The 22,567-nt window shown below is 55.2% G+C and carries 22 protein-coding genes; 13 read left to right on the top strand and 9 right to left on the bottom strand.

The genetic code is table 11. The features are described 5' to 3' along the window. Nucleotides 1-48: 48 nt before the first annotated feature. The 4 genes from htpX to BEI65_RS25445 form a co-directional block, all read right to left on the bottom strand. Complete coding sequence (gene htpX, locus BEI65_RS25460) at nucleotides 49-927, bottom strand: protease HtpX (RefSeq protein ID WP_012144856.1); 879 nt, start codon at nucleotides 925-927, stop codon at nucleotides 49-51. 288 nt (nucleotides 928-1,215) lie between these two features. After that, a complete protein-coding gene (gene prc, locus BEI65_RS25455) occupies nucleotides 1,216-3,252 on the bottom strand; it encodes a carboxy terminal-processing peptidase (protein ID WP_099065609.1) in 2,037 nt (678 codons plus the stop codon). A 19-nt stretch (nucleotides 3,253-3,271) separates the two neighbouring features. After that, on the bottom strand, nucleotides 3,272-3,982 hold the full coding sequence (gene proQ / locus BEI65_RS25450) for an RNA chaperone ProQ (RefSeq protein ID WP_012144854.1): 711 nt from the start codon (nucleotides 3,980-3,982) through the stop codon (nucleotides 3,272-3,274). A 95-nt stretch (nucleotides 3,983-4,077) separates the two neighbouring features. Then, entirely contained in the window at nucleotides 4,078-4,575 is a 498-nt protein-coding gene (locus BEI65_RS25445; RefSeq protein ID WP_099065608.1) for a GAF domain-containing protein, read from the bottom strand. Nucleotides 4,576-4,821: 246 nt separating this feature from the next. Between BEI65_RS25445 and yebS the strand changes: the two genes are divergently transcribed. From yebS to BEI65_RS25395, 10 genes are all read left to right on the top strand, one after another. After that, a complete protein-coding gene (gene yebS, locus BEI65_RS25440) occupies nucleotides 4,822-6,069 on the top strand; it encodes a membrane integrity lipid transport subunit YebS (protein ID WP_099065611.1) in 1,248 nt (415 codons plus the stop codon). Next, nucleotides 6,038-8,668, top strand: a complete 2,631-nt coding sequence (locus tag BEI65_RS25435; protein ID WP_099065607.1) for a PqiB family protein — start codon at nucleotides 6,038-6,040, stop codon at nucleotides 8,666-8,668. Before yebS ends, BEI65_RS25435 begins: the two co-directional genes overlap by 32 nt. A gap of 102 nt (nucleotides 8,669-8,770) precedes the next feature. Beyond that, entirely contained in the window at nucleotides 8,771-10,207 is a 1,437-nt protein-coding gene (rsmF, locus tag BEI65_RS25430; protein ID WP_099065606.1) for a 16S rRNA (cytosine(1407)-C(5))-methyltransferase RsmF, read from the top strand. Between the two features lie 288 nt (nucleotides 10,208-10,495). Next, nucleotides 10,496-11,035 carry a spore coat U domain-containing protein gene (locus BEI65_RS25425; RefSeq protein WP_099065605.1) on the top strand — a complete coding sequence of 180 codons (540 nt, stop codon included), beginning with the start codon at nucleotides 10,496-10,498 and terminating at the stop codon, nucleotides 11,033-11,035. Nucleotides 11,036-11,037: 2 nt separating this feature from the next. Further along, complete coding sequence (locus tag BEI65_RS25420) at nucleotides 11,038-11,541, top strand: spore coat U domain-containing protein (protein ID WP_099065604.1); 504 nt, start codon at nucleotides 11,038-11,040, stop codon at nucleotides 11,539-11,541. A 5-nt stretch (nucleotides 11,542-11,546) separates the two neighbouring features. Beyond that, the gene (locus BEI65_RS25415; RefSeq protein WP_198404514.1) at nucleotides 11,547-12,095 is read left to right on the top strand and encodes a spore coat U domain-containing protein; all 549 of its coding nucleotides are present in this window, start codon (nucleotides 11,547-11,549) and stop codon (nucleotides 12,093-12,095) included. 26 nt (nucleotides 12,096-12,121) lie between these two features. After that, the gene (locus BEI65_RS25410) at nucleotides 12,122-12,886 is read left to right on the top strand and encodes a molecular chaperone (protein WP_099065602.1); all 765 of its coding nucleotides are present in this window, start codon (nucleotides 12,122-12,124) and stop codon (nucleotides 12,884-12,886) included. A 22-nt stretch (nucleotides 12,887-12,908) separates the two neighbouring features. Further along, nucleotides 12,909-15,383: a fimbria/pilus outer membrane usher protein gene (locus tag BEI65_RS25405; protein ID WP_369804787.1), complete on the top strand. Its 2,475-nt coding sequence runs from the start codon at nucleotides 12,909-12,911 to the stop codon at nucleotides 15,381-15,383. A gap of 18 nt (nucleotides 15,384-15,401) precedes the next feature. Next, nucleotides 15,402-16,304 (top strand): spore coat protein U domain-containing protein, encoded by a 903-nt coding sequence (locus BEI65_RS25400; protein WP_099065601.1) that lies wholly within the window; start codon nucleotides 15,402-15,404, stop codon nucleotides 16,302-16,304. 166 nt (nucleotides 16,305-16,470) lie between these two features. Continuing rightward, the gene (locus tag BEI65_RS25395) at nucleotides 16,471-16,710 is read left to right on the top strand and encodes a YebV family protein (RefSeq protein WP_085116412.1); all 240 of its coding nucleotides are present in this window, start codon (nucleotides 16,471-16,473) and stop codon (nucleotides 16,708-16,710) included. A gap of 54 nt (nucleotides 16,711-16,764) precedes the next feature. Here BEI65_RS25395 and BEI65_RS25390 read toward each other — a convergent pair whose 3' ends face one another. Then, entirely contained in the window at nucleotides 16,765-17,364 is a 600-nt protein-coding gene (locus BEI65_RS25390) for a hypothetical protein (RefSeq protein ID WP_198404513.1), read from the bottom strand. 4 nt (nucleotides 17,365-17,368) lie between these two features. Continuing rightward, nucleotides 17,369-17,761 (bottom strand): ASCH domain-containing protein, encoded by a 393-nt coding sequence (locus BEI65_RS25385; protein ID WP_085116410.1) that lies wholly within the window; start codon nucleotides 17,759-17,761, stop codon nucleotides 17,369-17,371. A 333-nt stretch (nucleotides 17,762-18,094) separates the two neighbouring features. Between BEI65_RS25385 and yniD the strand changes: the two genes are divergently transcribed. Together yniD and BEI65_RS26935 are read left to right on the top strand one after the other, a co-directional pair. Further along, nucleotides 18,095-18,202 (top strand): small membrane protein YniD, encoded by a 108-nt coding sequence (yniD, locus tag BEI65_RS27300; protein WP_012144841.1) that lies wholly within the window; start codon nucleotides 18,095-18,097, stop codon nucleotides 18,200-18,202. An 18-nt stretch (nucleotides 18,203-18,220) separates the two neighbouring features. After that, nucleotides 18,221-18,358: a hypothetical protein gene (locus BEI65_RS26935; protein WP_157765483.1), complete on the top strand. Its 138-nt coding sequence runs from the start codon at nucleotides 18,221-18,223 to the stop codon at nucleotides 18,356-18,358. Between the two features lie 33 nt (nucleotides 18,359-18,391). On the opposite strand, the gene BEI65_RS27055 is transcribed toward BEI65_RS26935, so the two are convergent. Further along, on the bottom strand, nucleotides 18,392-18,559 hold the full coding sequence (locus BEI65_RS27055; protein ID WP_198404512.1) for a hypothetical protein: 168 nt from the start codon (nucleotides 18,557-18,559) through the stop codon (nucleotides 18,392-18,394). Nucleotides 18,560-18,727: 168 nt separating this feature from the next. Here BEI65_RS27055 and BEI65_RS25380 point away from each other — a divergent pair, with 168 nt between their 5' ends. Continuing rightward, on the top strand, nucleotides 18,728-18,937 hold the full coding sequence (locus tag BEI65_RS25380) for a hypothetical protein (protein WP_085116409.1): 210 nt from the start codon (nucleotides 18,728-18,730) through the stop codon (nucleotides 18,935-18,937). A 150-nt stretch (nucleotides 18,938-19,087) separates the two neighbouring features. Here the strand turns inward: BEI65_RS25380 and BEI65_RS25375 are convergent, their stop codons facing one another. Both BEI65_RS25375 and BEI65_RS25370 read right to left on the bottom strand, forming a co-directional pair. Then, nucleotides 19,088-20,518 (bottom strand): serralysin family metalloprotease, encoded by a 1,431-nt coding sequence (locus BEI65_RS25375; protein WP_099065599.1) that lies wholly within the window; start codon nucleotides 20,516-20,518, stop codon nucleotides 19,088-19,090. A 306-nt stretch (nucleotides 20,519-20,824) separates the two neighbouring features. Further along, nucleotides 20,825-22,168 carry a 2-hydroxycarboxylate transporter family protein gene (locus BEI65_RS25370; RefSeq protein WP_099065598.1) on the bottom strand — a complete coding sequence of 448 codons (1,344 nt, stop codon included), beginning with the start codon at nucleotides 22,166-22,168 and terminating at the stop codon, nucleotides 20,825-20,827. Nucleotides 22,169-22,567: the final 399 nt, after the last annotated feature.

Genomic DNA, 22,567 nt, shown 5'->3' with positions numbered 1-22,567 from the left:
TTAACTGATCGGCATTGCGGCAAGCCGGGGTTTTTAACGTTCTCAGGGTTACTTCAGATACTGACCTGAGCGCAGCGCTTCGATACGTTTATCGAGCGGCGGGTGCGACATGAACAGTTCGCTGAACGACTTGGATTTGCCGTTGATGCAGAACGCCATCATGTTGCCCGCTTCCTGCGGTTCATAGCTGGTTTTCAGCCGTTGCAACGCAGCAATCATCTTCTCGCGACCCACCAGTTTGGCGGAACCTGCGTCGGCATAGAACTCACGGTGACGCGAGAACCACATGGTGATAATGCTGGCCAGGATGCCGAAGACCAGCTCCAGTACCATCGACACGCCGAAATAAATCATCGGGTTGCCGTTGCCTTCCCCTTCGCCGTCACGGTTGCCCAGGAAGCCGGCGGCCGCCTGTGCGATCAGCCGTGAGATAAAGATCACGAAGGTGTTCACGATGCCCTGAATCAGCGTCATGGTAACCATGTCGCCGTTGGCAACGTGGCTGATTTCGTGGGCAATAACCGCTTCCGCTTCGTCACGGCTCATGCTTTGCAGCAAACCGGTGCTGACGGCGACCAGCGACGCATTACGGCGCGCACCGGTGGCGAAGGCGTTAATGTCTGGTGCGTGATAAATAGCCACCTGCGGCATGGCAATGCCTGCCTGCTGCGACTGACGGCGGACCGTTTCCAGCAGCCAGTTTTCGGTCTCGTTACGCGGCTGTTCAATCACTTCCCCACCGACGGAGCGCAGCGCCATCCATTTGGACATCAGCAATGAGACAAACGAACCGCCGAAGCCGAACAGACCGGCCATGATCATCAGGCCCTGAACGCTACTGGATTGGATTCCTGTCAGGCTGAGCACCAGCCCGAAAACCAACATCACCGCCAGGTTGGTGAGCAGGAACAGAGCTATACGCATCATAAAATGTTTACTTCCTCATAAATGTTAACAAAACGCTGCCTCGGATACCCTAGATGGTATGGGCATTCGTCACAGTTTCAAGAGTTGCACGCCATTAACCTACTAAAAATACGAAACTTTACAAAAACGGCGCTCAAGCAATACTTTTCAAATTGTAAACGATTGTTGCGCAAAACGGTGGGTATTTTTTGCGTAAAATTAACGGTGTGGATTATTCAACTTCCTCCGGAGCTCCCATTAAAAAACGCACCCTAAGGTGCGTTTTTCATTTACTGATACCCGGTTGCGTTATTTCGCCGCCGCCGGCTGCGCCTGTTCAAGGTGCGCCAGATCCAGGGCGATGTGCACGGTTTCATCCAGGTATGGGTCTGGCTCCTGGTAATCCTTCGGCAAATCGTCCAGTGCCTTCAGCGGTTTCTTACCAGCGCGCTGCAGGCGATCATTAACGCGTTGCAGACGGGTAGCGTCATCGTCGTGGTTCTCTTTCTCGCGCTGGGCAAGGTTGAGTGAGACGATGTTACGCTTGTCCTTCAGCGCCTTGTAATGAGCAATATCCTGCGCGATGTACTGGAACTCCGGATCCTTGGCGATACGCTGCTCATGGTCTTTCAACAGCTCAGGATCGAACGGCTTCAGATCACCGGTTTTGGTGTAGGTCGCCGCATTGATGCTGTCCCACGGCATAGCGTTATCTTCAAACGCTTCACCGGTTTCCGCCGGATCGACACCGCTTGGCATCAGGATATCCGGGGTAACCCCCTTACGTTGGGTACTGCCGCCATTAACGCGGTAGAACTTCTGAATGGTGTATTGCACCGAGCCCAACGCCGGCCACTCCGGACGCAGCATCTGATCGTAAATGCGGTTCAGCGAGCGATACTGCTGCACGGTGCCTTTCCCGAAGGTCGGTTCACCGACAATCAGTGCACGACCATAGTCTTGCATCGCAGCGGCAAAGATCTCGGAAGCCGAGGCGCTGAAACGGTCAACCAGTACCACCAGCGGTCCCTTGTAATAGGTCACGCCGTCGGTGTCCGCGTCTTCGCGTACTTTACCGTTGTTATCACGCACCTGCACTACCGGGCCGCTAGGAATGAACAGGCCGGACAGCGATACCGCTTCGGTCAGTGCGCCGCCGCCGTTAGTGCGCAGATCGATGATCAGGCTCTTGACGTTCTGCTTGGCCATCTTCTGCAACTGAACTTTCACATCATCGGTCAGACCAACGTAGAAGCCCGGGATGTCCATCACCGCGACTTTCTCTTTACCGACGGTCTTGATGGTCATTTTCACCGCGCGGTCTTCCAGACGGATACGCTCGCGGGTCAATGTGACCACCCGGGTTTTGGTGCCCTTGCCGGCCGGCAGGATTTCCAGGCGCACCTTGCTGCCCTTCGGCCCTTTAATCAGGGAAACCACGTCGTCCAGACGCCAGCCGATCACATCGACCACAGGTTTGCCCGCCTGGCCAACGCCGACAATACGGTCACCCACGGTGATCGCCTTGCTCTTCGCCGCCGGGCCACCTGGCACCATGGAGTTGATCAGGGTGTAATCGTCATCCATCTGCAACACCGCACCGATACCTTCCAGTGACAGGCTCATCTCGGTATTGAACTGTTCGGTGTTACGTGGGGAGAGATAGTTGGTATGCGGGTCGATTTCATGCGCAAAGGCATTCATCGCCAGCTGGAAAACGTCTTCGCTGTTGCTTTGTGTCAGGCGCTTGATGGCGAACTGATAGCGTTTGGTCAGCGTTTCACGGATTTCCTTGTCGGTCTTGCCGGTCAGCTTGAGGTTCAGCTCGTCATATTTGACTTTAGCGTTCCACAGCGCGTCCAGTTCGGCCTTGTCTTTCGGCCACGGCGCTTTGCTGCGGTCGAGATCGATAGTGTCGTTGCCGGTGAAGCTCATTGGCTTTTCCAGCAGCGACAATGCATAGGTATAACGCTCAAAACGGCGTTTCTGCGCCAGATTGTACAGCGCGTATGGCGTATCCAGCTTACCGCTTTTCAGCTCTTCGCCCAGCTGATTGCGCTTGTTGGCGAATTGCGCCACGTCGGAGGCCAGCAGCACGTTATGGCTGTAGTCCAACATATTCAGGTAGCGATCGAAGATCTTGCCTGAAAAATCCGCGTCGAGGGCAAACTGACGGTAATGAGAGCGAGTGAAGCGCGAAGTTACGCGCTCACTCACCGTTGCATGTTGCGGTTCCTGCTGAAGCTGAGGCAGTTGATCGATGCGGATGTTGGCTGGTTCCGCTCCGTAACTGACACCCGCCCACAACAGACCCGCGACTGCTGTTAATCTGACAAATTTGTTCATGCCTTGGTTGGCCTCCGTATCAGAACTGCAAGTGTTCTGCGCGCACAATCATCGCCAGACCGGAAGAGAGCTGCACACGTACGCCATCTTTGGCGATTTCAAGTACGGTTGCATCCATCGCACTCTGGCCTGCTCTGACTTTGATTTCTTGGCCAATTTGCAGTTTAGAGATATCCGTGACTGGCACACGACGCTGCTGGCTTTCCTCTTTGACTTCACGAGGTTGGCGAGCGGGCTGTGGGCGAGTTTGTGGGCGCGGCTTGCGGTTTTCCGGTGCGGCTCCACCTTCGCGACGTGCAGCAGGTTTTTTACCGGCTGGACGTGGACGACGAGGTTCCGCAGCGGCTGATTCACCGGCAGCTTCACGTTTTTTGGCGTTTTGCTCGGCACGCTGTGCCTGAACTCGCGCTTTTGCTTCTTCAAGCTGTTGACGGGCATGATCGACATGCTGCTGTTCCAGCTCACCGCACGGGTTACCGTCCAAATCGACGCGCTGGGCGCCAACTTTGACACCGTACAGGTAACGCCAGCTTGAGGTGTACAGGCGCAGTGCAGAACGCAATTGCGTTTTGCTTAGGTTTTCTTCCCCCTGAACACGCTCGACCAGATCCTGAAAAATACCGATTTTCAACGGGCGAGCTTCGCCCTCGGCGCTAAAGCAGAGCGGAAAACGCTCGGCAAGAAAAGCAATGACTTCTTTACTAGAGTTCAACTTAGGTTGATTTTCCATGAAATTTCCTGATTACAACGGGTTTGCCAACCAGCGCAGGCATGAACAGGCGTCATTATAATGACGCCATCGGTAAATGCCACGTTAACCGTAGATCAACTTGCTGCCACAGTGACATATTTCGCACTATCACACTGTTCCAGCTGCGCGCAAAGCCCCGCCACCACTGCTTCCAGGCCCCTTTCGTCCTGTTCGTCGAAACGTTGATAAACTGTGCTGTCGATATCGAGAACGCCGATAATCTGACCGCCAACATTGAGCGGCAGCACAATTTCTGCATTACTGGCCGCGTCACAGGCGATATGACCGGGGAACTCATGGACATCGCCAACGCGCTGCACGCGATTCTCTGCCACTGCGGTACCACACACTCCCTTGCCGACCGGAATACGCACGCAGGCGATTTTTCCCTGGAACGGACCCAGCACCAATTGTGCTCCATCCATCAGATAGAAGCCGGCCCAGTTGACGTCGTCAAGACGCTCGTTGATCAACGCACTGGCGTTGGACAACGCGGCGATAAAGTGGGTTTCGCCGTCAAGCAGCGCGCATAAATCACGTTTTAATTCCGCGTAGAATTGTTCTTTTGTCATTTGTTAACCATTAATACAGTGAAGATGGCCACTAGCCCGAGTCTTAAGCCCTATAAAATAAGCATTAAATGCGTATAGCCACAAGGTTAATCATCTGTTGCTTCACAAAACCCTACCGGGCGAGGTATGTTTGCCGGTCGGAAACCCTGTTTTGCCGTCCGGTGCTTGGCCTTATAAGGTACAGACAGATTTATTTTTCAGCTACGCTAATCGAATACGGCGAGCTCTGGGGTAGCTTTTGTCATGATGAAAATACACGCGATCACCGGTCCGCTATCCAAAGCACGTCACCAGCGCTGTTGCGAATGCGACCTGCTGTTTGTGTTGCCGCCCCTGAGCGGCAAGCAGGCGGCCTACTGCCCGCGCTGCGATGCCAAGATCGTGAGTGGCCGTGACTGGTCGATGACCCGCCTGACCGCCATGGCGGTCACCATGCTGTTGCTGATGCCCTTCGCTTTCAGCGAGCCGCTGATCAGCATCCGCTTGCTGGGAGTGCGCATTGACGCCAGCCTGCTGGAAGGCATCTGGCAGATGAGCCACCAGGGGGATCCTCTCACCGCCAGCATGGTGGCGTTTTGCACCATTGGCGCCCCACTGACGCTGGCGCTGTCGCTGCTTTACCTGCGTTTCGGCCATGCGCTGGGCATGAACCTGCGCCCGGTGCTGCTGATGCTGGACCGCTTGAAAGAGTGGGTCATGCTCGATATTTACCTGATCGGCATGGCGGTGGCGACCATCAAAGTTAAAGAATATGCGGATATTCAGGCTGGCAGTGCGCTGATCGCCTACCTGTCGCTCACCCTGCTCAGCATCCTGACGCTGATCCACGTCAATCTGGAACAATTGTGGGAGCGCTATTATCCGCAGGAACAACCGGAAGGCCCACCGACAGCGCTGCATATCTGCCTGTCGTGCCACTTTACCGGCTACCCAGATGAACGTGGCCGCTGTCCGCGTTGCCATATTCCGATGTGTCACCGACAGCCCTACAGCCTGCAAAAAACCTGGGCGGCGCTGATTGCGGCGATGATTTTGCTGATCCCGGCCAACCTGATGCCGATCTCCATTATTTACGCCAACGGCGCACGAATGGAAGACACCATCTTCTCTGGCGTGGTCTCACTGGCGACCTCCGGCAATGCGCCGATCGCCGCCATCGTGTTCATTGCCAGCGTACTGGTGCCCTTTACCAAGGTCATTGTGCTGATCACCCTCCTGTTCAGCATTCATTTCAAGACCTCGCACAGCCTGAAAACGCGAATTCGCCTGCTGCGCCTGGTCACCTGGATCGGCCGATGGTCGATGCTCGATCTGTTTGTGATTGCCTTAATGATGTCACTGGTGAATCGCGACCAATTGTTATCTTTTACTATGGGACCGGCAGCCTTTTACTTTGGGTCTGCGGTTATTTTAACTATTCTTGCCGTAGAGTGGCTGGATAGCCGATTGATTTGGGATGCACATGCAACAGGAAACGCCGAATACACCGACTGAAGCGCGGGTCAGAAACAAGCGCCGTATTTCGCCATTCTGGTTACTGCCGTTTATTGCCCTGCTGATCGCAGGGTGGCTGGTCTATAACAATTTCCAGGAACGCGGCACCACGGTGACCATTGATTTCCAGTCCGCGGCGGGCATTGTCGCCGGACGTACCCCGGTGCGTTATCAGGGGGTGGAAGTCGGTACCGTACAGAGCATCAGCCTGAGCAAGGATCTGCGCAGCATTGTGGTCGAAGTCAGCATCAAGAGCGACCTGGAAGACTCCCTGCGCGACGGCACCCAGTTTTGGCTGGTGACGCCAAAAGCCTCGTTGGCGGGCGTATCTGGCCTGGATGCCCTGGTGGGCGGCAACTACATCGGCATGATGCCGGGCACCGGGCAGCCGAAAACCCACTTCACCGCGCTCGATACCCAGCCCAAGTACCGGCTGAATACCGGTGAACTGATGATTCATCTGCATGCTGACGATCTCGGCGCACTCAACACCGGCTCGCTGGTGTATTACCGTAAGATCCCTGTTGGCAAGGTGTATGACTACACCATCGCCGAAGGCAATAAAGGCGTCACTATTGACGTACTGATCGACCGCCGCTTTGCCAATCTGGTGAAGGGCAACAGCCGTTTTTGGAACGTCTCCGGCTTCAAGGGTGATTTTAGCCTGGCGGGTGCTTCGGTGCAGATGGAAAGCCTGGCCGCGTTGGTCAACGGCGCCATTGCTTTTGACTCACCGCTCGAGGGCCAGCAGGCCAAGGCCGATCAAAGCTATACCCTGTATCCGGATCTGGCACACAGCCAACGCGGCGTGAACATTACGCTGGACTTGCCGAGCGGCAATAACCTGAGTGAAAACCGCACCCCGCTGATTTATCAGGGACTGCAGGTCGGTACCCTGACCAAGCTGACGCTGCAACAGGACAGCAAGGTCACCGGTGAGCTGACCATCGATCCGTCGGTGGTAGATTTAATGCGTAGCGGCACGCGAATTGTCATGCGCAGCCCACGCCTGAGCCTTAACGACGCCAAACTCAGCCAACTGCTCACCGGCAATACGCTGGAGCTGGTGCCGGGTGACGGCGAACCGCAACAGCATTTCAACGTGCTGGATAGCAGTGAGACTCTGTTGCAGCAACCTGGCGTGCTGACCGTGACGCTGAACGCGCCACAAAGTTACGGTATTGACGTCGGTCAGCCGTTGGTGGTGCATGGCGTTAAAGTCGGCCAGGTAATGAGCCGTGCCCTGACGGACAACGGCGTGGTCTTTACCGCCGCCATCGATGCGCAATATCGCCGCCTGCTGCACAAAGACAGCAAGTTCGTGGTCAACAGCCGGGTCGACGTCAAACTGGGCCTCGACGGCATGGAAGTGCTGGGAGCCAGTGCACAGGAGTGGCTGGACGGCGGCGTGCGTATTATCCCCGGCAGCAAGGGGGAACCTGTCGGCCAGTATCCGCTGTATAGCAACAGTGAAAAAGCCGAGGCCGGTATTATCGGCAACAGCCCAACGCCAACCCTGACGCTGAACGCCGTCAGCCTGCCGGATGTTCAGGCCGGTTCGGTGGTGCTGTACCGTAAATTCCAGGTGGGCGAAATTGTTAACGTTCGTCCGAAGGCCAACGAATTTGAAGTGGATGTCTATATCAGCCCGGAATACCGCAAGCTGCTGACCAACGAAAGCATCTTCTGGGCCGAAGGCGGTGCCAAGGTGCAATTGAACGGCAGCGGCCTGACGGTACAGGCTTCACCGCTTAACCGGGCGCTGAAGGGGGCCATCAGTTTCGATAATTTGCAGGGTGTAACGCTGAGCAAAGGCGCCAAACGCATGCTGTACGCCACAGAAACCGCCGCCCGCGCGGTGGGTAGCCAGATAACCCTGAAAACCTACGACGCCAGTAAAGTCTCGCCAGGCATGCCGCTGCGTTATCTCGGCATCGATATCGGCCAGGTGGATTCACTCAAATTGGCGCCAGAGCGTAATGAAGTGTTGGTCAAGGCGGTGCTGTACCCGGAATACGTGCAGACCTTCGCGCGTCTGGGCAGCCGTTTCTCCATAGTATCGCCGGAGATTTCCGCCGCCGGGGTCAGTAACCTGGACACCCTGTTGCAGCCGTACATTAATGTGGAACCGGGTCGTGGGCGTGAGCTGCGCAACTTTGAACTGCAAGAAGCCACTATTACCGACTCGCGCTACCAGGACGGTCTGAGCGTGATCCTCGACGCCGCCGAAACCGGCTCGCTGCAAATTGGCACCCCGGTACTGTTCCGCGGTGTGGAAGTGGGCACCGTCACCGGCTTCTATCTGGGCGCCATGTCCGATCGCATCCACGTCGCGCTGCGCATCAGCAAGAAGTACCAATATCTGGTGCGTAACAACAGCGTGTTCTGGCTGGCTTCCGGCTACAACCTGCAGTTCGGTCTGACCGGCGGTGTGATCAAGAGCGGGACCTTCCAGCAGTTCATTCGTGGCGGCATTGCTTTTGCCACCCCACCGAGTATTCCGCTGGCACCGAAGGCGACGCCGCACAAACACTTTATGCTGAATGCGGAAGAGCCAAAAGACTGGCGAGAATGGGGTACCGCCATCCCTAAAGAGTAAATTCTTCTCTCCTCAGGGGCTCAGCAATGCTGGGCCCCTACTGTTTCTCGCTTTGTGGTAAACTCCCGCCCTTATTTTGATAGCTGCCAGAGAGCTCACCCCGTGGCCAAACCTGCCTCCGTTTTTTTGCCGCCCGCCTTTCTCGATGCGACGCGCGCCATCATGCCCGCCGACCTGTCGATGGACGATTTCATTGCTGCCTGCCAACGCCCGCTGCGCCGTAGCCTGCGGGTCAATACCCTGAAGATCAGCGTTGCCGATTTTCAAGCGCTGGTGCAGGACTATGACTGGCAATTGGAACCGATCCCCTGGTGTGCGGAAGGCTTTTGGATCGAACGTAAGGACGAAGAGCTGCGGCTGGGCAGCGCGGCAGAACACCTGAGCGGCCTGTTTTACATTCAGGAAGCCAGCTCGATGCTGCCAGTCAGTGCGCTGTTCGCCGAGACTGAAATGCCGCGCCGGGTGCTGGACGTTGCCGCTGCGCCGGGCTCCAAAACCACCCAAATTGCGGCGTTGATGAACAACCAGGGCGGTATTGTCGCCAATGAATACTCCGCCAGTCGGGTCAAGGTGTTGCACGCCAACATCAGCCGCTGCGGCGTGAAAAACGTGGCGCTGACCCACTTCGACGGCCGGGTGTTCGGCGCGGCGTTGCCGGAAAGCTTCGACGCCATTTTGCTGGATGCCCCCTGTTCCGGTGAAGGCGTGGTGCGTAAAGATCCGGACGCCATGAGCAATTGGTCGCCGGCAAGCGTAGCCGCCATCGCCGACACCCAGCGTGAACTGATCGACAGCGCCTTCCATGCTCTGGCTCCGGGTGGCGTCATGGTCTACTCCACCTGCACGCTCAACGCGCAGGAAAACCAGCAGATCGTCAACGGACTGCTGGCGACCTACGGCGACGCGGTAAGCATTGAACCTCTGGGTGAACTGTTCCCGGGCGCAGAGCAGGCGTTAACCGCTGAAGGTTTCCTGCACGTATTCCCACAGATCTACGACAGCGAAGGCTTCTTTGTGGCGCGGTTGCGCAAGCACCACTCCGTCACCGCGTTGGCGAAGCCAAGCTATAAGTTGGGCAAATTCCCGTTTACCCCGCTTTCCGGCAAGGATTCCGCCGAGATCGCTCAGGCCGCAGCGGCCTCTGGACTGGCCTGGGATGAAACCAGTCGCCTGTGGGCACGCGATAAAGAGATCTGGCTGTTCCCGGCCGAGCTGGAAGCGCTGGTCAACAAGGTGCGTTTCTCGCGTATCGGGATAAAACTGGCCGAGCGTTTCACCAAGGGCTACCGCTGGCAGCACGAAGCGGTTATCGCGCTGGCAGTTGCCGAGGGCAAACAGCGTTTTGAGCTGGACGCCGCATTGGCGCAAGAGTGGTTCCACGGTCGCGACCTGTACCCAGAGCCGCCGCCGCTGACCGATGAATGCATTGTCACCTATCAGCAACAGCCGTTAGGCATCGCCAAACGCATCGGCAGCCGGATAAAAAACAACCTGCCGCGCGAACTGGTTCGCGATGGCACGTTGGATTTTCATCAGTAAATCAATCCGCATGGGTTGGAACTGGCCGGAAAATTCCGGCTAGTTAATTTCGCTAATAATATTCCGACAGGCGAATATTATTATTCTAATCATTTTACTCTCTCGGCATTATCCCCTCTTCTGTTTGGAAGATAGCGACATCTTTCAAAAATAAAGAAAATTTTCGGCCCCCTACCAAGACATTTCTGACTTCTTATTCTATTAATTAAACTGTAAATAAATTAATGCGTTTATCCTTTTCTGGATGGCGTTTTTTGGGGCTCACCTTTACACGGCAAGGAAAAAGACATGAAAAAAATTCTGATGGCATTGACCTCGGCAGCCACCTTGCTGTGTGCAAGTGGTGCCGCCAACGCGGCAGGGACTATTCAGGGTAACCTGGGGGTAACCCTGACCATCGGCGCAGGTTGCGTGGTGGGCGGCGGAAACAGCGCCGGCAGCGTCAACGACTTTGGCGCCATTAACTTCGGCACCTACTCTTCGCTGTCCAACATTATCGACGCCAGCGCAACCGGTTCCGGCGGCGCAGGTACCCTGTCGCTGACCTGTACCACAGGTACCGACTACACCGTGGCGCTGAACGACGGTCTGCACGTGGCGGCCGGTAACCAGCGCCAAATGGCCAGCACCGCAGGTGCCTTGATCAAGTACAACCTTTACCAGGATCAGAACCGTGCTACCGCCTGGGCCAGCGGTGCCAATGCCCTGACCGGCACCGGCACCGGCGCCGCGGTTCCGTTGATTGTCTACGGTCGTGTCCCGGCCGCCGCCACCACACCCGATCCTGATACCTATAACGATACCGTGACGATGACGGTAACCTGGTAACAGTGCGGCAGGTTGTTTTGGGCTGTGGCTTGCTGGCGTTAAGCCTGGCGGTGAATGCTGATAGCAAAACGGCTACCATTGGCGTCAGCGCCACCTTGTTGAAGGCTTGCGAAGCCGGCAGCAGCTCGGGGGGCAATGTCAGCTTCGGTTCGCTTAACTTCGGTACGGTCTATTTCCTCAGTACCAGCGTCAGCGTCGCCGGGCAACAAAATGCCGGCGCCATTCGCATCAAATGCAACAACGGCACCAGCTACAACGTCCTGCTTAACGGTGGGCAAAGCGGCAACACCGCTGCCCGTTACCTGAAAAGCGCTGCCGGACAACAGGTGAACTACAACCTGTATACCAGCAGCGCCCACAGCACCATCTGGGATAACCTGACCGGGGTGTCGCAAACCGCCAACGGCCAGGATAACTGGTTACCGGTGTACGGCATGATCCCGGTGCAATCCACCCCGCCGATCGGCAGCTACACCGACACCGTGCAGGTCACCATCAATTGGTAATGGCAATGCGTATTTTAAGCGGTGGTTTATTGCTCTGGATGATGGCGCCGCCGGTACTGGGCGACACGGGCGTCAACGATCAGCAAAAGACCCAGGCACTGACCGTCAACGCGACGGTGGTGAAAGGCTGCATCCTGGGGAGTGGCAGCAGCGATGTCACCACCTTCGGCAGCCTCAACTTTGGTCAGGTCTCTTCGTTAGCCAGCAATATCAGCATCGTTTCCAGCGCCGGGGCTGGTTCAGTGCTGTTTCGTTGCAATCCGGGTCTGAGCGTTACGCTGGCGCTGGGTATCGGCAATAACGTCACCGGTTCTATCTCCGCCGGACGCAAACTAAAAAATACCCTGACCCCCGAGACCCTGATTTATCAGCTTTACCAGGACAGCAACTATTCCACCATTTGGGGTGATGGCAGTAACGGTGGCACCACCGAGATTGTCGCCGCGACCGGCAGTACTCAGGAAATAAAAGTTTATGCCCGTTTGTTCTCGACCAGTACCCTGCCCACCAGTGGCACTTACAGCGATACGGTCTTACTGACGGTCACTTATTAGTATTTTGAATAAACAAGGATTTAGCCATGCGCATACCTTTACGACTGTCACTGACGGCAGCGCTGTTGATTGTCGGCCAACAACAGGCGCTGGCCGCCGCCTCTATTCTGATTTGGCCTATCGATCCGGTGATTGAAGATCAACAACCCGCAACGGCGCTGTGGCTGGAAAACCGCGACAGCAAACCGGTCTATATGCAAGTGCGCGTGCTCGGCTGGAAACAGACCGCCGGTAAAGACGATTACAGCAACCAAAGTGAAGTGATCGCCAGCCCGCCAGTCGCCTCGATTGCGCCAGGTAAACGCCAATTAATCCGGTTGGTTAAACAAACCCCACCCCCCGCCGGCCAGGAACGCGCTTACCGAATTCTGATTGATGAAGTCCCGGTGAAAGATTCAGGCAGTCAATCTACCCCCGATGGGGCTCAGATGGGGCTGAAATTCCAGATGCGTTATTCGGTGCCGTTGTTTGTCAGCGGCAAAGGCGTCTGGACCAAACAGGATTCAGAAAAACCGCGTGATTACGCCTCCGCCAACCAACCGCAGCTCAGCTACCGACTGTTGCAGCAAAGCAGTCAGCGCTGGCTGGAGGTACGTAACCAGGGCATCGTGCATGCGCGTATCTCCAAAGTCACAATGCAGGGGAAAACGCTCAATGCCGGCCTGATGGGTTACGTGTTGCCCGGTTCGCAGATGCGCTTTGCGGTACCGGCTTCTGGCAGTTTCAGCAGCGGTCAACTGCAGGCCAAGGTCAACGACAACAAGCAGCCGATCACCCTGACTGCTTACTGAGCAACATGTGCCGTTAACCAGCATGCCGTCACCCAGGCGTAACGGATTCGGTCTGAAGCCGTTAGCATTCGCCGTACTGTGCGCAGTGGCCACGCCGTGGCTACCCTATTCCTACGCCGATGATTTACCGCCGCCGCCCAGCGCCATCAGTATGCCGGATACCACGTTGTATCTGGAGCCGGTGGTCAATGGCCGCCAGACCGGAAAAGTGGTGCCGGTGACTTACCGTGGCGGCCACTATTACCTCACACCTCAGCAATTGCTCGACGCCGGTCTGCCGGTAGCGGATAAACAGGCGAAAGAAATTGCGGTCGACCAATTAGATAAAGTGGACGTCACCTACAGTGGTGAAACCCAGCAGTTGATGATCAACGTCCCCAATGACTGGCTACCCAAGCAGAAATTCAACGCTCAGAACCCGTTGGATCGCCTGCCGGCACAGAGCAGCCTCGGTCTGCTGTTCAATTACGATCTTTACGCCAGTCAAAGCAGCGCCAACGGTCAGCCGGGCTATCTTTCTGCCTGGACCGAACAGCGGCTGTTCGACGGCTTTGGCGTGGTGTCCAACACCGGTATTTTCCGCGGCAGCTTTAACACCTCCGCCAACAGTGACCAGGACAACCGCTATATCCGCTATGACAGCCAATGGCGCTACAATGATGACGACCGCCTGCTCAGCTATACCGCGGGCGATCTCGCTACAGGCGCGCTGACCTGGAGCAGCTCGGTGCGTATCGGCGGCGTCCAGCTGGCGCGTAATTTTGCCTCCCGGCCCGATCTGATCACCTACCCGCTGCCGCAGTTCTCCGGCCAGGCAGCGCTACCCAGCAGTGTTGATCTGTATATCAACAGCTATAAAAACAGCAGTACCAGCGTTAACCCCGGCCCTTTCACCCTGGATACCGTGCCTTACATCAACGGTGCCGGGCAAGCCACCGTCGTCACCACCGATGCACTGGGCCGACAAGTCAGTACCGTGGTGCCGTTTTATGTCGCCAGTAATCTGTTGCAGGCTGGCATGAGCGACTTCAGCCTGTCTTCCGGTGCCCTGCGGCGCAATTATGGCATCAGCTCTGCCGATTACGGCCAGTGGGTGGCCAGTGGCAGCGGACGTTACGGCGTCATGGATTGGTTAACCCTGGAAGGACGTGCCGAAGGTGCCGCTGAGCTGGCGGTGGGCGGCGCCGGGGCCAATATTCGTGTTGGCCAGTGGGGGGTATTCAACGCCTCTTACAGCTACAGCCAGGCCAGCGATAACGCTTTTAATGATTATCAGCCTTCACAACAGCCCAACTACTACGATCCGCTGACCGGTCAACCTATCCCTCAGCCCGATCCGCAGCCGGTCTATCAGTACAGCACCAATCATGGCGATCAGAGCAGCATCGGCTACACCTACAGCAACCGCTATTACAGCCTGAATGCCCAGCGCATCCTGCGCAGCGCCGGTTTCGGGGATATTTCGGTGTATAAAAGCGACTATCGTCTGAGCCGCCGTACCGATCAACTGACTGGCAGTATCGGCCTGAACCGGTTCGGTAGCATTGGCACCGGCTATTTTGATGTCCGTGACGCCATTGGTCAGCGCACTCGCCTGGTCAACTTCTCCTACAGCATTTCGCTGTGGCGCAATACCAGCCTGTATGCGTCGGTGAACCGCGAAATCGGCAGCAGCGGCTACAGTGCCCAACTGCAACTGTCCATTCCCTTCGACACCTGGGGGACCGCCAGCGTCAGCGCCTCTCGCGACAACAACAATCGCTGGAACCAACGCGTCAGCTACAGCCGCGCGGCACCGACCGACGGCGGTTTGGGCTGGAACCTGGCCTACGCGGATGGACAGAGCAGCGACAGCTATAGTCAGGCCGATATCACCTGGCGCACCCGTCTGCTCGAGGCCCGCGGCGGGATGTACGGCAACAGCGATGATTATACCCGCTGGGGGGAAGTGAGCGGTTCTCTGGTGGCAATGCAAGGCGATCTGTACGCTACCAATACCATTAACGACGCCTTCGCCCTGATCTCTACCGAAGGCTACCCGGATATTCCGGTGCGTTATGAAAATCAGTTAATCGGCGTGACCAACGCCAAAGGCTATCTGCTGGTGCCCACCGTCACCTCCTATTACCACGCCAAATTCCAAATCGACCCGCTTAATCTGCCAGCGGACGTGGCGGTTCCCACCGTGGAGAAAACCGTGGCGATCCGCGATCACAGCGGGTTCCTGGTCGATTTCCCTATCCAGCAGATTTCCGCCGCCGACGTCAAACTGGTCGATGCCCAGGGCAAACCGCTGGCCAACGGCAGCGAGGTGGCCATCGTCGGCAGCAATCAGCAAAGCTATGTTGGCTGGGATGGCATGGTCTATGTGGATCCGGTGCAATTGCAAAACCGGCTGAGCGTCATTCCGGCAGACGGTAGCGCCCCCTGCCAGGCGCAATTTAACCTGACCAAAACCCAGGGCATCCAAAGCATCGGACCAATTGTGTGCCAGTAACTCATGATGGAGAAAAAGATGATTAGTGGATCCAAAGCGTTATTACTGGCGCTGCTGCTGTTCACCGGCCGACAAGCACTGGCCGACTGCACCACCACCAACGGCAGCGTCACCCTGCCAGGCAGCAGCACATTTGCCGTTTATAATGGCTCACTCAGCGCCCAGGGTACCGCCGGACTCAACTGCAGTGGCTTGGGACTATCGCTGTTGACGCAAAATACCGTGACGGTAAAAATAAACTCGACCACCAATACCATGGCGCTGGCCAACACCGACGGTTCCGGCGATAAAATCCCCTATCTGATTTATCCCGATGCGAATTACCAGTATCCCTATACCGTCGGGCAAACCATCGATTACAGCTCATTGAACCTGTTGACGCTGATCCTGATCTCCCCCAACGTCAACTTTCCGCTGTACATCAAAACCACCGCCGGGGCCAACGTCCGCTCCGGCACCTATACCGACACGGTCAACCTGGTGTGGAACTACCATATCTGCGGGCTGGGTTTGATCGGATTGTGCATTTGGTGGGATGGCACCAATAAACCCAGTACCGTGACGATTAACCTGATCCTTACCAAAGACTGCCTGTTCGGCACCGCGCAGAACGTCAACTTTGGCAGCATGGCGCTGGTCGGGCAGTTTAACCCGGTGAACCAAAGCATTACCCTCACCTGCACCAAAACCGAGGGTTACAACACCTACTTTACCGACGGCAATAACCCGGTCACCGGCTGGCGGCGAATGAAAAACGGCACCAGCAACTATATGCAGTATCAAATCTACCTGCCCAACAGTACCACGGTGTGGAACAGCACCAACAAACAAGCAGGCGCCGGTACCGGGCTGGCACAAAGTATCCCGTACCTGGCTCAGATCAACCCGGCGCAAACCGAAGTGCCGGTGGGAACCTACTAGGACAACATCAGTTTTGTGGTGGAGTATTAAGCCCCTGCGCTAGTCACGGATCGTCGATGTTGCCAGTTTGTATTTTTTATGTGGCATTTTTTGCTCATTTGACTATGCTAATGATGACGACCTCAACTGGTCACACCTCATACCAGCAGATCAAGCAGGAGTTCCAATGGGCAAAACCGTGGTGAAAATAGGCAGTTTCGAGGTCGATGACGCGCATTTATCCTCCTCGTCCGAGCAGGCCAGCACGCTGGCGATCCCTTGCAAGTCGGATCCCGACCTGTGCATGCAGTTAGACGGTTGGGATGAGCACACCAGCATTCCGGCGATACTCGATGGCAAGCAATCGCTGTTGTACAAGCAACATTACGATCGGCAGAGCGATGCCTGGGTGATGCGATTGGAATGAACGACGACAAACTGAAGAACGCGCGGTGTCCCCTCAGGAACACGGCGCGTTTTTTTATGTGATAGCAATACCGCGACCGGCGAAGAAACGGCCAAAGCTGCTCAGCGGTAAAGTCACCTGTTGGCGCGTGGCCGGGCTGTCACCCGAAGGGTTATGGAAGGTTACGCGATCGGCCTCAGCGGCGGTCACCAACACCAGATGACCGCCACGCTGGGGTGGCGTCTGCTCGGGCTGGCGAATGCCGGGATGTACCGAAGCGATAAAATAACGCCGTTGCGACAACACCAGTGGCAAGTCTTCCGGCTCGATACCGACCCTCACCTCAGATTCCAGCGCAAACTGCTCACGCACATAGTCGACAAAGGGCGCGTAAATCAGCCCCTTGATACGCTCGCCTTCACGAACGTAAGCACCGTACGGCAGACTACGGCGCGCCAACTCCAGCAGCGAGGGCGCCTCACCATCTCGATGGCTAAGTACCATTCTCAGACAGGCCATGCCACAGACGTGGTTAGCCCATTCGATGTATTCCGCCCGATCGCGCGCGCCGCTGCGCGCCCAGTTAACATCATCCGCCAGCGTCACACGCCCGGCAATCAGATCGGCCGCCAACTCGGGCGTCGCCCATTGGCAGACGTAAGGGACAGAGGACATCAAATCAGAAAGTCTCTGCCACTTTGAAATTCATCAGCACCAGCGTCATATCCGGTGAGAACAACTCGTACTCTTCAAAGAAGCTCTGCAACTCTTTACGCCAATAGGCCAGAGAACGGTCACCTTCCCCTTCGGCAAAAGCATGGGCTTCATCAACCTGATCGTAGGTTTTCATCTCTACCGACGTCAGTTCTACCGCACACACCGGGTCACCTTTACCGTCCACCACCACAAACACGTCGCCGGCCAGTGGGATGCCTTCGCCATCGAGATTGGCACAGGTTGCCGTCTTGGTCCCGTTGAGGATCAGCTTGACCACGTCATCGGCCTGCTGCTCGGTGTTGCCGAATGCCCAACGCTCGGTGTTTTCGTATTTCTTCGGAATTTCGCTCGCCATTGCCATACCTTATTGAATGAATCATTGTGCAGACAGAATAGTACAACGTATTCCCTGCGGCCTCCACCTGCCGAATTCACGCCACTGTGGCCTATTCCCCTATCTTTTATAGGCTGTTTCGGGTAAATCCCTGTGCCTGCGTCGGCACAACAGGCATACTGTGGACGCAATTCACTCCATGGCTATTGGCCAGGCGGCAACAAAATGAAGAATGACGACAAAGACTCCGATGACACTTTCAGCGACTTGTTAAAAGTGCTGGCGGTGGCGGCGATTGTTATCTTTGTTATCGTCGGCTGGTATTTCAGCTAATAAGCACCACAGGAGGTCACATTGGCAACAAAACGCATGCGCACCAAGCACTGGAAGATGTTTTTGATCCTGCTGCTGATCTGTCTCGCCCTGCTGTTATTACGCTGGGCAGCGATAGTCTTTGGTTAATGGCAGGGAGCAATACGAATGGCAAAACGTAATGGCAACGGCGTACAAATCGCCTTACTGCTGCTGGCGGTGGTTATTTTAGTCTGCGGCATTTTAATGATTACCACCGAACTGGGTCATCAGGTACTGGAAGAGATCGAGGATATTCTCGAGTAAAGCCAGCCCGGCCGGACACTGGCTGGCACCCTATTATCCAGGTTCCCGCTCTGCGGGTTGTTTGACCTCCGGCTCCAACAGCTCGCGCAGATAGGCGATCCGCGCCTCCCCTTGTGGCAACCAAAAACGACACAGCCAATGCGGCACTTCGGCCCCTTGGCTTCGGCGATGGTACACAGCCAGTTGATCGACCAGTTTCATTATTCGCCCTCCAGTAATTTAACAAGGTCAGTATTGGGCGAAAAAACCAGAAGAAACACTGATGGCTTATTTTTTATGCTTCCTGATTTAATATTGTGCGATCGGCGCGGTGGCGAACCCCTGGCTCAACTGCTACATTGACCAAAAATCACCCAGCCGAGGTAAGCGATGATGTTCTCGGAGCAGGAGATAAAACCCGTGTGGGATGAAGTGGCACGCTTGATCGGCGACAGCGTGATGCAGTTGCGCCATCGCGGCGAGGTTTTATCGGTAGAAACGCTGGCAAAGCATCTGGCGCAACAACTGGCAGACTGTCATGACATTGAACGCCGGATCCTGATTGGCGCAGCGATCAACATGCTGAAAGATGGAAAATGAATCGCCAACCGGAAGGGTTGGCGATTCGGCAGAAGCCCGAGGTATGCAAGCCCGGCCTTCTGTGCGCTACTATGTCAGGCTAACATGACGAAATTAATAGGAATTGTCGGGTTTTTCCTCAAAATGCCGAATTTTTATTGCCATCTGTCCTCAGGCCAGCACGAAATCACTGGTTTCCAGTGGTTGACCCACCACTTTCACCAGAAAATCACTGGCGTCAAACCCACCGCCCAGATTGATGGCTAAATCGCTGACCTGTGCCTGCGCGTCGTAGCTCAGCATTGCCTCACCGGCCTTGCCGCTGAACTGGCTGACAAATTCGAGGCCCTTGCTGCCACCGGTGTTAAACAACGACAGATCTATCTTGTCCTCGCCGCTAACAAAATCCACGATCCAGTCCGGTGCATCAGCGCGTGACTCGTTGGCAGCGAAATAAACAAAGGTGTCTTTGCCCTCATTACCAAACAAATGATCCGACTCACCACCGCCGTACAAAATGTCGTCCCCCGCGCCGCCCATCAAAATATTATTGGTGTCGTTACCGATGATCACATCGTTTCCGGCACCGCCAAAAGCGTTTTCGATGGTCACGCCGGCAGCAATCGAAACGTTTCCCTTCAGTCCTCCCACGTCAGAGAAAGATTGCTCATTGAGGTTAATACGTTGGTTCTGGCTAAAACCCGAGAAATCAAAAGTGTCCGTACCGCCAGCGTCCCAGGCGCTAAACACAATTTTATCCTGTGCTCCGGTGGCGGTGAGGAAATCGCGATCGGTGTTGGAGTTAAAACCGTAGATCGTATCACCGCTGCGGGTGGTCATATTGGCACCATAGAAATGCTGGATGGCGGTAATGTCATTTAACAACGGCGCGGAAGAGTAAGCGCCCTGGAAATCCTGGCCAGTGCTGCTCTCGCTGAAATAGCTCATCACGCTGTGGGCGCGACTGTCTTCGAAATAAGTCGCATCCTGGTTGTAAGTAATACTCACACCCGGTGCGGCATTGTAATCCCCCGGATGCTGCAACCCCAGCGCATGGCCAATTTCATGGGTTAGCGTCTGGCGGCCATATTCGTTTTCGTGGATCAGGTCATTGGCGAAGACATTACTTGTGGCGTTATACCAGGTTTGCCCCGCCACCGACGCAGAAGAGTCCGGGTTATACGCAAAGGCATAAGAGCCGCGAGAGCTGACATCAAACAGGCCAAATTTGATATTGGCGTTTTGGGTGTTACTGGTCTCGGTAAAGGTGATATTGGCGACGTCTGACCAGGATTGCAGTGAAAGTTTCGCCTGTTCACGCTGCTGTTGATTAAAGCTGCTGAATCCGCCGATCGCCATACTCGACATATTAGTCGGTGCCTGTTCCCAAAAACTGTAACTCAGGTTAACCGGGGTATCGGTCACGCCTTTATCATGCCAGCTTCGGTCGCCACGGATCAGTTCCAGCCCCGCATTTTCAAAACTTTTTGAGGGATGAATCACGTTCAGCAACGGATCGCTATCGGGTTTATAAGCGCCCTGCAGGGCCAATACGCTGATAGCTTCGGCGGAGGCGTTAGCCTGTTGATTGCTTGATGACATACCAATATCTCCATATTTGTCATTTCAGTGTGTCGACGACATCACTGACGGATGGCCTTAATGGCCCGGGTCCGGTGCTGAATAAATACGGGGATATCGGTAATGCGGTTGGCACCCTCCATGAGTACTCTTGATGAGAACGATAGTCCCTTAAATAAAAGAATAGACGCTTTGGTTTAAAATACAGAATTATCTGAGGAAAAATAATCTCGACTATTCCCTCTCCATTTGGCTGCTTATTATTTTCAGTAACACAAATAAAAAAACCGGGGCAATCCACCCCGGTATCCATAATTCAGTCTGGACTCAGATTAACCAACCCAACAACAGCGTGGCGCCAATGACGGTGGACGCACCGCCGATACGCGTGGCGATTTGCGCAAACGGCATCAACCCCATACGGTTGGAGGCGGAGAGGATCGCCACGTCGCCGGTTCCGCCTAACCCACTGTGGCAGCAGGTGACGATCGCCGCTTCTACCGGGTACATTTTCAGGTAAGGCGCAATCAGGAAACTCACCAGTCCCATCGACAACACCACCGAACCGCAAACCACCACATAGCCCACCGAGAAGACCGCCACCACGCTTTCCAGCGGCACATACAACATGCCCAGACCAATCATCAACGGCCACACCAGCGCGGTTGAAACGAATTTATAAAAACTGTGAGCACCGGTTTCCATTGAAGTTGGGATCACCCGACAGTATTTGCACAGTACCGCAAACAGAATCATCAGCACCGGGCCGGGAATATGCACGATGTGTTCGAACAGACCGCCGACGATAAAGAAGGCGCAGATCACCAACAGCCCACCGCCCATCAGTTGGAAATCGACGTTGCCGTTGGTTTCCTTGATGGCAAACACCGCGTTTTCCTCTGCCGAACGGATCAACATGCCGTCACCGCTCAGCGCCTTGCGCTTCATCCCCAAACGCGCCAACACGCCTGCCGCCACAATAGCGAAGATATTACCCAGTACCGCCGCCGGGGCCAGTTGTGCCACGTACACGTCCGGCGTCGATCCCAGAATGGCAGAATAAGCCAGCGACAGCGGCAATATGCCCTCGCCGATACCGCCACCGATAATCGGCACAATGATAAAGAAGAAGGTATGGTAAAAGGTGAAGCCAAACAGCTTGCCCACCAGCAGCCCGGTCGCTACCGCGGTCACCGTACCGATCACCAGCGGCACAAACATGCGGATCATGCCCTGGATCAGGATCACCCGGTTCATGCCGAGAATGCTGCCGACCACCAGACTGGCGATAACAAAGTACAGCAGGTTGGCGTCTTTCATCAGCAGATGGACGGTCCCCATCACGTTCGGCTGGAAGAAATTAAAGTAGACCAACACCGAAGGCACCATCAGGCACAGAATGGCCGGACCGCCGATATCACGCAGCACCGGAATGCTTTTGCCTAAATGCGCCAGTGCAAAACCCAGCGTCATAATCACCGCCAAGCCACCGATCATATTCTTTGGCAAGAAGTTGGCATAAGCCGAAACGGCAACAATGGCACAAATAGTGATAAACAACGCCACCGGCACGGCACCGATATTCATTTGCCGGATTTGGTTAATTAATCCTGAAGGATCAGGCTGCAACGCATCTTTCTCACAGGCAATTTCTGCATTTATCTGTTTCATTATTCACCCTGCTGACCAGTGTTCAGTGTGGAGCGGATCGTCTAACGCCATATGAAATAATTTAAACAGTTAAAAGAAATTATTATCATAGACACGATGGAGACTTTGATTTTTTATAATGATTAAAATAGTAGACAGCCCAGACGATATGATAAAAAATAAGAATACGTAATCAAATTACGCCTTATTAATCCAATATTGTGAGCCTCCACTGATGTTGGTTTTAATTAATTATCGTCAGCGTTTTGTAATTAAAATAATCAGGCGTAAATTCGCTGCTATGCTATAGATGGAAGTAAAAATCCGTGCGTTTACTAATGAGAACCGGAGCGGTAATTAGCTGAATCCGGTCAGCTGTACCCGAGCCTGCTCCTGCACGCGGCACCGTGCAGAAAACAG

The organism is Serratia sp. BW106 (genome assembly GCF_002607755.1).
In the GTDB taxonomy this organism is placed as follows: Bacteria; Pseudomonadota; Gammaproteobacteria; order Enterobacterales; family Enterobacteriaceae; genus Serratia; species Serratia proteamaculans.
The sequence above is the reverse complement of the archived record's forward strand: the minus strand, read 5'-3'. Positions and strand labels throughout refer to the sequence as shown.

Coding starts and splice junctions, on each gene's coding strand:
- htpX (WP_012144856.1), bottom strand. CDS start 927: ATGATGCGTATAGCTCTGTTCCTGCTCACCAACCTGGCGGTGATGTTG.
- prc (WP_099065609.1), bottom strand. CDS start 3,252: ATGAACAAATTTGTCAGATTAACAGCAGTCGCGGGTCTGTTGTGGGCG.
- proQ (WP_012144854.1), bottom strand. CDS start 3,982: ATGGAAAATCAACCTAAGTTGAACTCTAGTAAAGAAGTCATTGCTTTT.
- BEI65_RS25445 (WP_099065608.1), bottom strand. CDS start 4,575: ATGACAAAAGAACAATTCTACGCGGAATTAAAACGTGATTTATGCGCG.
- yebS (WP_099065611.1), top strand. CDS start 4,822: ATGAAAATACACGCGATCACCGGTCCGCTATCCAAAGCACGTCACCAG.
- BEI65_RS25435 (WP_099065607.1), top strand. CDS start 6,038: ATGCAACAGGAAACGCCGAATACACCGACTGAAGCGCGGGTCAGAAAC.
- BEI65_RS25425 (WP_099065605.1), top strand. CDS start 10,496: ATGAAAAAAATTCTGATGGCATTGACCTCGGCAGCCACCTTGCTGTGT.
- BEI65_RS25415 (WP_198404514.1), top strand. CDS start 11,547: ATGCGTATTTTAAGCGGTGGTTTATTGCTCTGGATGATGGCGCCGCCG.
- BEI65_RS25410 (WP_099065602.1), top strand. CDS start 12,122: ATGCGCATACCTTTACGACTGTCACTGACGGCAGCGCTGTTGATTGTC.
- BEI65_RS25405 (WP_369804787.1), top strand. CDS start 12,909: ATGCCGTCACCCAGGCGTAACGGATTCGGTCTGAAGCCGTTAGCATTC.
- BEI65_RS25400 (WP_099065601.1), top strand. CDS start 15,402: ATGATTAGTGGATCCAAAGCGTTATTACTGGCGCTGCTGCTGTTCACC.
- BEI65_RS25395 (WP_085116412.1), top strand. CDS start 16,471: ATGGGCAAAACCGTGGTGAAAATAGGCAGTTTCGAGGTCGATGACGCG.
- BEI65_RS25390 (WP_198404513.1), bottom strand. CDS start 17,364: ATGTCCTCTGTCCCTTACGTCTGCCAATGGGCGACGCCCGAGTTGGCG.
- BEI65_RS25385 (WP_085116410.1), bottom strand. CDS start 17,761: ATGGCGAGCGAAATTCCGAAGAAATACGAAAACACCGAGCGTTGGGCA.
- BEI65_RS26935 (WP_157765483.1), top strand. CDS start 18,221: ATGGCAAAACGTAATGGCAACGGCGTACAAATCGCCTTACTGCTGCTG.
- BEI65_RS27055 (WP_198404512.1), bottom strand. CDS start 18,559: ATGAAACTGGTCGATCAACTGGCTGTGTACCATCGCCGAAGCCAAGGG.
- BEI65_RS25380 (WP_085116409.1), top strand. CDS start 18,728: ATGATGTTCTCGGAGCAGGAGATAAAACCCGTGTGGGATGAAGTGGCA.
- BEI65_RS25375 (WP_099065599.1), bottom strand. CDS start 20,518: ATGTCATCAAGCAATCAACAGGCTAACGCCTCCGCCGAAGCTATCAGC.
- BEI65_RS25370 (WP_099065598.1), bottom strand. CDS start 22,168: ATGAAACAGATAAATGCAGAAATTGCCTGTGAGAAAGATGCGTTGCAG.